This is a genomic window from Streptomyces sp. PTL18 (assembly GCF_059510295.1).
The window spans coordinates 152577-165263 of sequence record NZ_JCAJZO010000010.1 but is presented as its reverse complement, the minus strand read 5'-3'; the positions used below and the strand labels follow the sequence as shown (position 1 = coordinate 165263).

13 protein-coding genes and 1 pseudogene are annotated in these 12687 nt (G+C 74.3%); 6 read left to right on the top strand and 8 right to left on the bottom strand.

Going from position 1 to position 12687, the window contains the following annotated elements; genetic code table 11:
* Window positions 1-16: 16 nt before the first annotated feature.
* Window positions 17-829: a maleylpyruvate isomerase family mycothiol-dependent enzyme gene (locus tag AC5WS8_RS21060; RefSeq protein ID WP_496104987.1), complete on the bottom strand. Its 813-nt coding sequence runs from the start codon at window positions 827-829 to the stop codon at window positions 17-19.
* A 193-nt stretch (window positions 830-1022) separates the two neighbouring features.
* Between AC5WS8_RS21060 and AC5WS8_RS21055 the strand changes: the two genes are divergently transcribed.
* Window positions 1023-1391 (top strand): hypothetical protein, encoded by a 369-nt coding sequence (locus AC5WS8_RS21055; RefSeq protein WP_496104986.1) that lies wholly within the window; start codon window positions 1023-1025, stop codon window positions 1389-1391.
* Between the two features lie 3 nt (window positions 1392-1394).
* On the top strand, window positions 1395-2078 hold the full coding sequence (locus AC5WS8_RS21050) for a hypothetical protein (protein ID WP_496104985.1): 684 nt from the start codon (window positions 1395-1397) through the stop codon (window positions 2076-2078).
* Here AC5WS8_RS21050 and AC5WS8_RS21045 read toward each other — a convergent pair.
* Window positions 2027-2295, bottom strand: a pseudogene (locus tag AC5WS8_RS21045) (family 1 glycosylhydrolase); the annotation flags it as partial. The gene AC5WS8_RS21050 and the pseudogene AC5WS8_RS21045 sit on opposite strands and share 52 nt — an antisense overlap.
* A 52-nt stretch (window positions 2296-2347) precedes the next feature.
* Between AC5WS8_RS21045 and AC5WS8_RS21040 the strand changes: the two are divergent.
* Entirely contained in the window at window positions 2348-3661 is a 1314-nt protein-coding gene (locus tag AC5WS8_RS21040; RefSeq protein ID WP_496104984.1) for an ROK family protein, read from the top strand.
* Between the two features lie 334 nt (window positions 3662-3995).
* Here the strand turns inward: AC5WS8_RS21040 and AC5WS8_RS21035 are convergent, their stop codons facing one another.
* Window positions 3996-6797 carry a SpoIIE family protein phosphatase gene (locus AC5WS8_RS21035; protein ID WP_496104983.1) on the bottom strand — a complete coding sequence of 934 codons (2802 nt, stop codon included), beginning with the start codon at window positions 6795-6797 and terminating at the stop codon, window positions 3996-3998.
* A gap of 51 nt (window positions 6798-6848) precedes the next feature.
* Window positions 6849-7067, bottom strand: coding sequence for a hypothetical protein (locus tag AC5WS8_RS21030; protein WP_496104982.1), 219 nt, complete (start codon window positions 7065-7067; stop codon window positions 6849-6851).
* Window positions 7068-7221: 154 nt separating this feature from the next.
* Here AC5WS8_RS21030 and selA point away from each other — a divergent pair, with 154 nt between their 5' ends.
* The 3 genes from selA to AC5WS8_RS21015 all read left to right on the top strand — a co-directional run bounded on the left by selA (window position 7222) and on the right by AC5WS8_RS21015 (window position 11388).
* Window positions 7222-8604, top strand: a complete 1383-nt coding sequence (gene selA / locus AC5WS8_RS21025; RefSeq protein ID WP_496104981.1) for an L-seryl-tRNA(Sec) selenium transferase — start codon at window positions 7222-7224, stop codon at window positions 8602-8604.
* Between the two features lie 5 nt (window positions 8605-8609).
* On the top strand, window positions 8610-10397 hold the full coding sequence (gene selB, locus AC5WS8_RS21020; protein ID WP_496104980.1) for a selenocysteine-specific translation elongation factor: 1788 nt from the start codon (window positions 8610-8612) through the stop codon (window positions 10395-10397).
* Window positions 10398-11151: 754 nt separating this feature from the next.
* Complete coding sequence (locus AC5WS8_RS21015) at window positions 11152-11388, top strand: helix-turn-helix domain-containing protein (RefSeq protein ID WP_496104979.1); 237 nt, start codon at window positions 11152-11154, stop codon at window positions 11386-11388.
* Between the two features lie 88 nt (window positions 11389-11476).
* Here the strand turns inward: AC5WS8_RS21015 and AC5WS8_RS21010 are convergent, their stop codons facing one another.
* The 4 genes from AC5WS8_RS21010 to AC5WS8_RS20995 all read right to left on the bottom strand — a co-directional run bounded on the left by AC5WS8_RS21010 (window position 11477) and on the right by AC5WS8_RS20995 (window position 12628).
* Entirely contained in the window at window positions 11477-11674 is a 198-nt protein-coding gene (locus AC5WS8_RS21010; protein ID WP_496104978.1) for a DUF397 domain-containing protein, read from the bottom strand.
* Between the two features lie 158 nt (window positions 11675-11832).
* Complete coding sequence (locus tag AC5WS8_RS21005) at window positions 11833-12006, bottom strand: hypothetical protein (RefSeq protein WP_496104977.1); 174 nt, start codon at window positions 12004-12006, stop codon at window positions 11833-11835.
* A complete protein-coding gene (locus AC5WS8_RS21000) occupies window positions 12003-12236 on the bottom strand; it encodes a hypothetical protein (protein WP_496104976.1) in 234 nt (77 codons plus the stop codon). The genes AC5WS8_RS21005 and AC5WS8_RS21000 overlap by 4 nt, the downstream gene beginning before the upstream one ends.
* A gap of 5 nt (window positions 12237-12241) precedes the next feature.
* Window positions 12242-12628, bottom strand: coding sequence for a DUF6415 family natural product biosynthesis protein (locus AC5WS8_RS20995; protein ID WP_496104975.1), 387 nt, complete (start codon window positions 12626-12628; stop codon window positions 12242-12244).
* Window positions 12629-12687 lie beyond the last annotated feature (59 nt).

Below are 12687 nucleotides of genomic sequence, written 5' to 3'. Positions count from 1 at the left end.
GCCCCGGCGGCGGGTCTCAGAAGGCGGTGTGGGCGAACCAGCGGTCGAGTACCGCGGCCTCTCCCGAGACGTCGAAGGCGGCCTCCTGGTACGACCGCCGCCCGTAGAGCAGCAGCAGGAGGTCCGCCGCCTGCCCCCGCACCGCCGCCCCCGCTCCGGCCGGCGCGGACTCGGCCGCCGTCCGGGGCAGCAGTCGGAAACCGCCGGGATCCAGCCGCACCCGCCACTCCTCGCCCCTTCCCCCGGCCAGGTCCGCGCACCCGAAGGCGATGACCTCGCCGTCACCGTGCAGCTTGGTCACCGCCGGCGCGAAGAGACCCGCGTGGGGCAGGTTGACGAGGAACTCGTCCACACAGTCCCCCGCCAGTACCGGGTCGATCGCCGGCTCGAGACCGACGGCGCGCTCCGCGTCCACCCGGTGCACCAGCGTCTCGCACAGCATCCGGCGGGCCCAGAACCGCGCATGCTGGTCCTCGCCCCAGGCCCACATCCCCGCCTCGGGATCCGTGGCCCGCAGTACCTCGGCCACCGCGGGCACGCCCGCCGCCACCCAGTCGGCATAGTCCTCCGCGTGTTCCGGGAGTCCGAGCTCCACGTCACGGCTGCGCGGAGGCTCCTGCACCAGCCGGGTCAAAAGTGCGCAGAACCAGCGTTGCAGGGACCCGACATGCCGGGTGAGGTCGGCCAGCGTCCAGTCGGGGCAGGAGGGCACGGCGGTCCCGGGGTCCGCGCCCCTCACCACCTCGGCGAAGCGGACCGTCTCCCGCTCGATCGCCTGCCGGTAGGTGTCGTAGGGCAGAGGGTGCCCTGCCGGGCTCGTCGTCCCCATGTGCTGCCGCCCTTCGCTTCCACAGTCGGATTGCCGGGATCAGTGTGACGGCTGGAGTTCACTCGAAGGCAAATCGGCGCGGCGCCCCGGCGGGACTCACGGGTCCCGATGCGGGTACCGGTCAGCCGTCAGCCGCGTTTTGCCAGGTGGTGCCCGGGTACTGCGATGGGGGCGCCGAACGGGAGGAGTCCCGATGAATCCGCTGCGCGTGGCCCGCGGCCGGCGCTTGTTCGATCCCGGCGGCGGTGGCCGGCCCCTGATGCACCCGCGCGGCTTCGAACGGGTCTTCGGGCCCGAGACCGAGCACTGGCTGCAACGGACGACGGGCGGCCTCCTCGCCGCCGACGGCCGGGCGTGCCTTCGCACCGGAACGCGCGGCATGGCCCAGGCACGCCGTACGGGCGAGGGCACGGCGGTGACGCTGCCGGCCCTCGACCCGGTCTGCGTGCCACGGGGCCGGATCCGCCCCACCTGCCTGCCGGACGCGTCGGTGCGGGCAGGGCGGCCGGCCGCCTGGTGGCGGTGCGGCCGCCTGCACGATCACCGCGGTGAGGAACGGTGACGGGTGCCCGGCAGGACTGCGCCCCACGTCGGCCGGGGACGCGAGGGGCGCGTACGGGTGCGGTTCGAAGGGTGGATCGCGGGGATCGGCACGTCGTCGGGTACGCGGGTGGTGCTGGGGCACTGGGTCCGCTCGCCGTTCGGTCCGTTCAGCGATGTGATGCTCGAGCGGAAGGGCGGACACCGTGTCCTTCTGGCCCCGTCCGCGCAGACGGCCCGCTTCGTCGCCGGCACCTACGTCTTCGACGAGGTGCGGGTCGTACCGGTCGCGGTGGAGGCCGGCCGCGGGCGGTGGACGGTCGCGGCCGCACCGCTCAGCCTGCGTTTCGTCACCGGCCGGAGAGGGCCCCTGGGCCTGCTGCTCAGAACCGTGCCCGGTCCGCTCGCCGCCCGTCCGGCCTGGGCCGTACTGACGGCCCCGGCCGCCGGGGCGCTGCTCGGGGCGCGGACCCACGGCAGCGCGGGCGCCGGGCGGTACGAGTGGTACGGGGCGCAGGACCTGCGCCCTGTCGTCGAGGCCCGGGCCGTTTACGAGGACGAGGATCTCGGCTCCCTCGCACCGGTGGAACCCGCCGTGCGGTTCGGGTTCGGCTCGACGCCCCGCAGACCGTGCCTGGTGCGCGTCACCACCACGGTGGCCCTGCGGCCCCGGTCCCGATGCGCCCGCACGATCTCCGCGTACCGGTGACCGCTGCCGTCGACGGTGCGGACCTGGGTGCGGTGGTCGACGTGGACCGGGCCGAAGCGCTTGTCGTAGCCGTACGCCCACCCGAAGCTGTCCGGCAGCGAGCAGGCGGAGCAGCCCGCCGGCGGCGCGCCCTGAGGGAGGCCCACGCGCAGGTGGCGAGGCGGCTCACCGGGTGGTCCTGGCGCCCGGGGTCGTCCGCCACGCCGTCGGGGCGGACGAACCGACCGCGGAGGTATCTTGCGGGCAGGGACGCAGAACGAGGGGGGCACGTGGCGACGCGCAACGGTCGGACGGTTCGTGACCTGCGACGGGAGAACCGCGCCGCGGTGTTGCGGCGGTTGTTCTTCGACGGGCCGACGAGCCGCAACTCCCTCGGCCCGGCGACCGGTCTGAGCTCGGGTTCCGTCAGCAACGTGGTCGCCGAACTGCTCGCCGACGGACTCCTGGAGGAGGCCGGCAGCGTCGGGTCCGACGGAGGCCGCCCCCGCATCCTGCTGCGCGTCGCGCCGGGCGCCGGCCACATGATCGGCGTCGACGTCGGCGAGACCCGGGTCCGCGTCGAGCTGTTCGACCTCTCCCTGGTGGAACTCGCCCGTGCCGACCGGCCGTTGGCGGTCCGAGGCGCCGGACGCGGGGGCCCCTGCGACGACGAGCTGATCGCCGGTCACATCCGCGACGGCCTGGCCGAGGTCATGGACGCCGCCGGGGTCACCCCGGACGGGCTCCTCGGCGTCGGCATCGGCGTGCCCGGCATCGTCGAACGCTCCGACGAGGGCGCGGTGGTGCACGGCCAGACCATCGGCTGGGACGCCGTCCCGCTGGAGCGGATGCTGCGCGCCTCCGGCCTGCTCCCCGAGGACGTGCCCTATTTCATCGACAACGGAGCCAGGACTCTGGGCCAGGCCGAGATGTGGTTCGGCGCCGGGCGCGGCGCGCGCAACGCGGCGGTCGTGCTTCTCGGCTCGGGCGTCGGCGCCTGCGTCGTCACCGACGAGGTCGAACGCGGCCGGGCCGTGGAGTGGGGGCACCTCACCGTGCGGGTGCGGGGCCGGCGGTGCCGCTGCGGGGCCCTGGGCTGCCTGGAGGCGTACGCGGGGGCGGAGGCGCTCCTGGAGCGCTGGCAGGAGGCGGGAGGACGACCGCCGCGGGGGGCCGACGAGGAGACCGCGCTGACCGCGATGCTGGCGGCGGCGTACCCGGTGGGCGGCGGTGAGCCGGACCCGGTGGCCACGGCCGTCCTCGCCGAGACGGCGGAGTACCTGGGCGCGGGCCTGTCCGACCTGATCAACCTCTTCCAGCCCGAGCGCATCCTCATCGGCGGCTGGGCGGGCCTCCGCCTCGGCGAGCGCTTCCTCGACCCGGTGCGCGCCCACGCGCGGTCCTACGCACTGCGCCACCCCGGTGAACGCGTCGGCATCGAACTCGGAAAACTGGGTCCCGACGCCGTCACCGTGGGCGCCGCGATCCTGCCGCTCGCCGACTTCTTCGGCCGGGGCGGCCGCCGCTCCCGGCCGCCCGCGCCCACCGCCGCACCGGATCGGTCGCCGGCGTGGCGTACGACGCTGGACGGGCGGCTGGCGTGATGCGGGAGTTCCGGGCGCCCTCCGTCGCGCGAGTGCGGCGGGGGGCACCGCTGCCGGCCCGCCCCGGGCGGCCCGAGGCGACCGAGTCCGGACGACGGCCTCGCGGTTGCGGGTCACCGCTCGGCACCGTGGACTGGGTGGGTGCCGTGGACTGAGCGGGTGGGACGCCGCAGGCCTGCGGGCCGGTGGGAGTCCCGGTGGACGAGGACGGCACGACGCGCTCCGGTGACGGTGACGACCTCGTCCCCCTGCGCGTGGACGAACGCGGCGGGCTGCGTGCCGGGGGTGTCGATGCCCCGGCCGGGCCACGGGTGTCGGGGCAGTCGGACCGCTCTCACAGGGTGGGGTCGCCGAACTGTTCCAGCAGGACGTCGACCGGTGTGTGGTCCGTCGCGCCGGAAGCGCCGTCGTGAAGGGTCTGTTCCGCCCAGATGACCTTGCCCTCGGCCGTGTAGCGCGTCCCCCACCGCTGGGCGAACTGCGCCACCAGGAACAGCCCCCGCCCGCCCTCGTCCGTGGTCGCCGCCCGCCGCAGCCGCGGCGAGGTGCTGCTGCCGTCCGCCACCTCGCAGATCAGGCAACGCCCGTACAGCAGGCGCACGGTCACCGGTGGCGAACCGTGCCGGATCGCGTTGGTGACCAGCTCGCTGATGATCAGCTCCGTGGTGAACCCGATCTCCTCCAGCCCCCACTCCCGCAACTTCTCCCTGCACTGTGTCCGGACCGACGGCATGACCGCCGGGTCCGGCGGCACGCTCCACTCCGCCACGCAGGAGCGCGGGAACAGTCGCGTCCGCGCCACGAGCAAGGCGATGTCGTCGGCCCGGTCCGCCGGCCCCACCGCATCGATCACCACCCGGCACGCCTCCTCCGGAGTGCGCCCCACGGCCCCGCCCAGCGCCCGGCGCAGCCGGTCGAGACCGGCGTCGATGTCGGAGGCGCGTTCCTCCACCAGGCCGTCGGTGTAGAGCACCAGCTGGGACCCCTCGCTCAAGCGCAGCTCGGCGGTCTCGAAGGGGTAGCCGCCCAGGCCGAGCGGTGCCGACGCCGGCACGCCGGGACACGTCACCGTTCCGTCCGGGCGGACCACCACCGGCTCGGGGTGCCCGGCGCGGGCCACCGTGCACCCGCCCGTCACCGGGTCGTAGATCGCGTACAGACAGGTCGCTCCCGTCACGCCCTCGCCTTCGTGGCCGTCGGCGGCCTCGCCGGTGTCCTCCTCGTCGTCCATGCGGACGACCAGGTCGTCCAGGTTCCCCAGCACCTCGTCCACGGGGAGGTCCAGCGTGGAGAAATTGCGCACCGCGGTGCGCAGCCGCCCCATCGTGGCCGCCGCGTGCAGCCCGTGACCGACGACGTCGCCCATGGCCAGCGCCACGCGTGCGCCCGGGAGCGGGATGACGTCGAACCAGTCGCCCCCCACCCCCGTCGCCGCCGGCAGATACCGCCAGGCCACCTCGAGCGCGTCCTGCTCCGGCTGTGTCCGCGGCAGCAGACTGCGCTGCAGCGTCACCGCCATCTCGTGCTCCCGGGTGAACCGCCGGGCGTTGTCGATGGCCACCGCCGCCCGCGCGGCCAGTTCCTCCGCGAAGGACAGGTCGTCCGGCTCGAAGGCGGGGGAGTTCGTCGTCCGGTAGAAGTTCGCCACACCGAGCGGCACGTTCCGCGCGCGCAGCGGTATGGTCACCAGCGAATGCAGCCCGAGTTCCAGAGCCTTGCGGGCGCGTTCCGGGTCCTGCTCCCGCCAGCCGCGGGCCTGCCGCAGGTCCGGCTCCACCATCCCGCGGCCCTCCTGGAGCGCGTGCATCTGGGGGGTCCCCGGCGAGAACATGATCACCTCGCCCACCCGGTACACCGGCATCGTCTGCCCGTCCCCGCTGGTCGCCGTACGCCGCAGATGCCGCCACCCCTCCGCCGTCGGCTCCCAGCCGCGCAACACGGCATCCAGCAGATCGACGGTGACGACGTCGGCGAACTGCGGCACCGCCACGTCCGCCAGCTCCTGCGCCGTACGCCCCACATCGAGCGTCGTCCCGATCCGCAACCCCGCCTCGTAGAGGAGCTTCAGCCGCTCCCGTGCCACCTCGGCCCGCCCCGAGACCGCCGCCAGCTCCGTGGTGTCCCGCAGCGTCACCACACTGCCTCCCGGGCCCCCGTGCGGGAACGTGGGCCGCTTGTTCACGGCGAGCAGCCGGTCCTCCGCGAGATGCACCTCGTCGGTCGCCGCGTCCGGTGAGACCAGCAGCCGTGTGATCGGCTCCGGCAGGTCCAGCTCGCGCACCGGGCGCCCCTGCGCATCGGACGGCAGGCCCAGCAGCCGCCGCGCCTCGTCGTTGGCCAGCAGCAGCCGCCCGTGGGGGTCGGTGATCAGCACGCCTTCCCGCACCGCGTGCAGCACCGCGTCGTGGTGCTCGTACAGCCCCGCCAGCTCCACCGGAGCCAGGCCGTGCGTCTGCCGCAGCAGCCGCCGGGACGCCAGCGTGGTCCCGGCCGCGGCCAGTGCCAGCCCCGCCACGCCGGCACCGAGGACGATCGGCAGCTGCGGCATCCACAGGCGCGCCACGTTCTTCACCGTGATCCCGGCCGAGACCAGGCCGACGACCCTGCCGTGCGAGTCGTCCACCGGGACCACCGCCTGCACGTCCGTCCCCCGACCGGACGGCAGGGGCGGCCCGCCGGCCTGCTCGATGACGGTACGGCCGTGCAGCGCCGGCTCTATGGTGCCGACGAACTTCTTCCCGATCTCCTTCGGGTAGGGGTACGTGTAACGGATTCCCTTCGTGCTCATGACGACGATGAAGTCCACGCCCGCCTGTTTGCGCGCGGCTTCGGTCCGCGGCTGCAGGACCGCCGTCGGGTCCCGGCTGCGCAGCGCCTCGGCCACACCGGGGGCGTTCGCGAACGACTGGGCCGCGGCGACCGACACACGCCGCCCCTGCTGCAGCGCGTCGCGCTCCGTCTGGAGCACCATGGTCGCCACCGCCGCCAGGACCAGCAGCACCACGATCACGATCTGAAGGAAGAACACCTGTCCGGCCGCGCTGTGCGGGTTCAGCAGGGAACTGCGACGCTCACGCGCGCGTCCGGTGGACGGAGGCACCGTCCGGGTCCGATCTCGTCCGATACGTACCCGCATGTTCCCTTCATAGCACCGGTGCGCCTCCCAGGAGCGACTGACCCGAAGCCGTCAGCGCCCTCGCTCCCACACCTCGGGGCCACCGCCGTGCCACTCGATCACGGGGGACTCGGCCACGTCCACCTCGTCCACACCCTCCAGCCCGGCGTGCTGCAGGAAGACCGTCAAGTCGTGCAGTGAATAGGCGGTGCCGAGGATCTCCCCGTCCGCGCGCACGCGCCGGCCGCCGCTCTCACTGGGCGGGTACACGATCACGCGACGCTCTGCCATGCAACCAGCCTCACCCCCGCGCGCGGGGCACGCATGCGGGGCTACTCCGCGCACCGGCCCCGGACCCCGCCGCCCCGGCGTGTCGAGCGGGCCGCCGGGGGCACTGGGAGACGATGGGGCTTCCTCGAGGACGGGCCGGAGAGGCAGGGGCCGCATGGAGCAGCGGGTCACACCGGAGCGGGCCGGCGACGGGACCGGGGCGGTCGCGTCCGGCGACGGACACGCGCCCCGGCAGAGCGGCGCCGTCGACACACGACGGCGCGTTCCCCGCACCGACACCCTGCTGAGCGACCCGCAGCTGGCCGAGGCGGTGGGCCGGCTGGGACCGCGCGTGGTGAAGACGGCGGTGCGGCGCGCGCAGGAACAGGCGCGCGACGGCGGTATCCCTCCGGAGCGGGTGCGGGACGCGGCCCTCGCCCTCCTCCCGGGCACCGCGGGCGGGCTCCGACCGGTGATCAACGCCACCGGGGTGCTGCTGCACACCAACCTCGGCCGCGCGTCGCTGTCGGCGGCGGCCCGGCAGGCGGTGCTGGAGGCCGCCGGGCCCACCGACGTCGAACTGGACCTGCACACCGGGGTCCGGGCCCGCCGCGGGCGCACGGCTCTGAAGGCGCTGTGCGACCGGGTGCCCTCCGCCGCCGCGGCGCACGTCGTCAACAACGGCGCCGCCGCACTGGTCCTGGTCGCGACGGCACTCGCCGCCGGGAAGGAGATCGTCATCAGCCGGGGGGAGATGGTGGAGATCGGCGACGGGTTCCGGCTCCCCGACCTCCTGGTCTCCACCGGGGCCCGGCTCCGCGAGGTCGGCACCACCAACCGCACGACCGCCGCGGACTACGCCGCGGCGATCGGACCTCGGACGGGGTTCGTGCTCAAGGTCCACCCTTCCAACTTCCGCGTCACCGGGTTCACCCGCGGCGCCGACGTCGGCGAACTGGCGCCGCTGGGCGTCCCGGTGGTCTCCGACATCGGCTCCGGGTTGCTCGCCCCCCACCCGCTGCTGCCGGAGGAACCCGACGCCGAGACCCAGTTGCGGGCCGGTGCCGCACTGGTCACCGCGAGCGGCGACAAACTGCTCGGCGGCCCGCAGTGCGGATTGCTCCTCGGCGACGGGGAGGTGGTCCGCACCGTCTCCCGGCACCCCCTGGCCCGCGCCCTGCGCGTGGACAAACTGACCCTGGCCGCGCTGGAGGCCACCCTCACCGGCCCGCGGACCCCCACCGCCGCGGCGCTGGCGGCCGACCCCGGACAGCTGACGGCCCGCGCCGACCGGCTCACCGGGGCGCTGAGCGCCGACGGCATCGATGTGCACGCGGTCGAGAGCGCGGCGACCGTGGGAGGCGGCGGCGCGCCCGGGGTGACACTGCCCAGCGCCGCCCTGTCCCTGCCCGAGCCCTACGCCGCCGCGCTGCGCACCGGTCCCGTCCCCGTCGTCGGGCGCCTGGAGGCGGGGCGCTGTCTGCTGGACCTGCGGGCGGTGCCGCCGGAGGACGACGAGCGGCTGGCCGAGGCCGTACGGTCGGCGGCGGGGAGGTAGACGTCATGCGGGTGCTGGCCACCGCCGGGCACGTCGACCACGGCAAGTCGGCCCTGGTGCGGGCGCTGACCGGGATGGAACCGGACCGCCTCGAGGAGGAACGGCGCAGGGGGCTCACCCTCGACCTCGGTTTCGTGTGGACCCGGCCGGGAGCGGACGGGGAGCGTCTGGCCTTCGTGGACGTTCCGGGCCACGAGAGGTTCGTCGCCACCATGCTGGCCGGGGCCGGACCCGTGCCCGCCGTGCTGTTCGCCGTGGCCGCGGACCAGGGCTGGCAACCGCAGTCCGAGGAGCACCTGGCGATCCTCGACGGCCTCGGGGTACGGCACGCCGTCCTGGCGGTGACCCGCAGCGACCTGGCGGACCCCGAACCGGTGCGCGCCGACGCCGTCAGACGCCTGGCCGCCACCTCGCTCGGCACGGTGCCGTCCGTGGCGGTCAGCGCGGTGACCGGTGCCGGACTGGTCGAACTGCGCGCGCAGCTCGACCGGTTGGCGCGATCGTTGCCGGTGCCGCCCGCGGACGCCGACGTGCGACTGTGGCTGGACCGCGCCTTCACCGTGCGCGGCCACGGCACCGTGGTGACCGGCACGCTCGGCGCGGGCACCCTGCGCGTCGGTGACCGGCTGGTGACGGGCGACGGTTCGACGCTGCTGAAGGTGCGCGGACTGCAGTGCCTGCGCGAGGAGCGGTCGGCCGTCAGCGGCGTGGCGCGGGTGGCGGTCAACGTGCACGGCTCCGTGGAGGGTGCCCTGCGACGGGGCCAGGTGCTGCTGACACCGGACCGCTGGCTGCTCACCGCCCTCGTGGACGTGCGTGTCACCGGTGAACCGGTCGCCGACCTGCCCCGCACGGTCACCCTCCACATCGGCACGGCCGCCGTCCCCGCGACGGTCCGCCCGCTGGGGGAGGACACCGCGCGGCTGACCCTGGAGCGGGCGCTGCCCCTGCGTGTCGGGGACCGGGCCGTGCTGCGGGAACCGGGCGGGCAGCGCACGCCGTGCGGGGCGACCGTGCTCGACGTACGCCCACCGCGACTGGCCCGGCGGGGCACGGGACGGGCCAGGGCGGCGGAACTGGCGGCCATGACCGGCCGCCCGGACGGCGCCGGGGAACTGCGGCGACGGCGGCTCGTCCGCCGCTCGGAGCTGCTGGCGATGGGAGTGCCGCCGCCCTGTGCGCCGGTGGCCGGTGAATGGCTGGTCGACAAGGCCCACTGGAGGGCGCTGCGGGAACGCCTCGCCGCCGAGGTGCAGCGGTACGCCGAGGAGCACCCACTGGAACCGGGCCTGCCCACCGAGGCGGCCCGGCACCTGCTCGGCCTGCCCGACCGGACGTTGGTGGACGTGCTCGCCGAGACGCCGGGCCGGGACCGGCTGCTGCGCCGGCAGGGCCGGTTGTACGGCCCCGGCAGCCTCCGGCCGACACTGCCGCCGCCCCTGCAGGCCGCCGTCGACGCCGTACGAAGTGAGCTGACGCGGACGCCTTTCCGCGCGCCGGAGGCCGACCGGCTGAAGCAACTCGGGCTCACCCGCAAGGCGGTGGCGGCCGCCGTCTCGGCGGGTGCGCTGCTGGCGGTGGGCGACGGCGTCGTGCTGCTTCCGGGAGCGGACTCCCGGGCCGCCGACGTCCTGCGCCGGCTGCCCCAGCCGTTCACGCTCAGCGAGGCGCGCCAGGCCCTGGACACCACGCGCAGGGTCGCCGTGCCGCTGCTCGAACTGCTGGACGCCCAGGGACACACCGAGCGGGTGGACGACCAGCACCGCCGCTGCCGGCCCGCGCCGGGCAGCTGAGGCGGACGGGAGGAAGCGAACCCGTACTTCGACCGTGGTGACCCACGGAGTCCGGTCGGCTGCGCCAGAGCGGCGGTGTCGGACGGGCGCCGGATGGTTCGACGGTCGGCGCCCTGCCGTCCATTCGCCCGGTGAGCCGGCCCAGCAGCTCCGACGCCGGCCCCGTCACCCACGGCCCCTGGCTGTCTCCGACGACCCGCAGGATCCGGTCCTCCTCCGCGCACAGCGTCATGGGCGGGGCGTCGGGGTCGCCGCGCAGTTGTGTTCGCGCTGTCCGGTGCTCGCCGTGAAGGGAATGGAAGAGGAGGGAACACGCGCGTGTGAGGCTCGTGTCCGGCCGGGGGTTTGGCAAAGTGCGGGGAGGAGACGGAGGCGGACGGGAATCGAACCCGTTTATTCACCCTATCGTGACCTGCGAAGACGCCGAGAATCGGGACAAATAGGCATCGTTCGATGTCGTTCGGTGTCGTTCAGTGTCGCTCAATGCCCGTTGCATGCGGCTCGGTTTGGCCACGGCCAAGCGCCCATGCGGACGGTGTCCGCGCCTGATGCGGGGTGAGTGCAGAAGGCCGCAAACGACAGCGCCCCCGCACGGGCGGGGGCGCCGCGACCCTCCCTGTCCGCCTGGGGGGCTGGTGCAGGAGGGCCGTACGTGAGGGGGGTGCTCTGTTTCGAGTTCCCCCCGAGCTTCATGATCACACGAATTAGGGTTGGCCCTAATCCATTTTGATCATGGGCTGGGGAGCGTGGACAGGTGCCGCGCCCCACCCCACCCGACGACCGGGTCCTCACCCGCCGCCGCCAGGTGGGCGACCAGATCCGGCGCGTCAGGGAGCACCACAACCTCACCCAGCTCGAGGTGTGCAGCCGGTCGGGAGTTGACGTCGCCACCTACAGTCGGATCGAGCAGGGGCACTCCTCGCCCAAGCTGGACACGCTGATTCGGATCGCCGACGCGATCGGGGTGGACCTCGCCGACCTTGTGAGGTGACCGGCCGCCGGCGCCAGGGGAGCATCCGGCGGCGGGTCGGCCCGCCCCGATCGGAGTAGGGGCGGGAGCAGCGGCCGTACAGGCAGGGTCAGGCGCCGAGCGCGCCCGCCTTCACGGCGCCGAGGAACGCGCCCCAGGCCGCGCCCGAAGCGACCGCGGCGGGGACGCTGCGGTCCTTCGTGTCCCGGAAGAACGCGCCGCCGGCCGTCTTGGCGACCTCGACGCACGCGCCGTTGCCGCCGGAGTAGGACGACGTGGCCCAGGTGAGGTCGTCGGTGCTGTGCATGGTGTTGCCCTTCGCTAGTTGGTTCTTGACGGGTGGCCGCCCGATCTACCCAGTGGGCGGCCACCCTGCCCGCGGCGCGCAATGCGTCCAAACCCTGTTCACCGCGGGCTACCGCTGCCGCCAAGGCAAGTAGGTTCGGCAGCGGAGCTTCTCGGCGCTCACCAGCGCGGGTTATCCCACCAGCGGCGTGCGGGGTAGGTCTGCCGCGGTGACCTCTTGCACAGCCACCTGTGCAGGAAGGTGTCCGACCCGACGGCCGTAGCGCCATCGTTGATGACCTTGTCGTACTCCTCGCCGTCGCGGATTGGCTCGTCGCAGCGTGCGCAGATCATCGGCGCTTCCCTTCCGTTCTGCCCTGCCGCGGCGTCACACGTCGCGCCTGCCGGTAGGTGTCGTACAGGCCGTCCGCTATCGGGCAGGCCTCGCTCGGCGTGCCGTCCTCGCTCCGGGTCAGGCACGTGGGGCAGGCCGCGCAGTGCTCCAGTAGCCCCACGTACGCGGCGCGCAGCGGAGTCTCGTCGTGCGCGGTGGCCCCCAGCTGCTCGGCGGTAGGGGATTCCATGGCCGTCACCCCGCACCGCCAGGTCCGGCCAGGTTCTCGTAGTGGTCGCACAAGGCGTTCACCGAGCGGGCCAGCTTCCGCGCCAGCGTGAGGTCACCACCCGGCGCCGGTTCGGGCTCCAGCCGTACCCGCATGCGGGCCTCCCCGCTGCACGCGAACGCGCACGCCCTGGGCACATCCACCTTCGGGTGCCGGCGGGCGAGCTGCTCGACTTCTGGCGCCAGCATCTGGATGTGGCCGCGCATCTGCTCGAGCAGCGCGGGCAGCTCTTCGTCGGTGAGCGGGGCGCCTTCCGCGAGGAGCAAGCGGTCCACGACCTCGCGGACCGGCGCGAGGTCTACGGGCGCGGTGTCGGGCGCCTGCCCGGGCGGCGTTGTCGGTGGTGCTGCCATGGATGTGATGGTCCGCTGCTGGTGGGCGCGGCGGGAGTGTGTGCCGGGGGCGTGTGGCA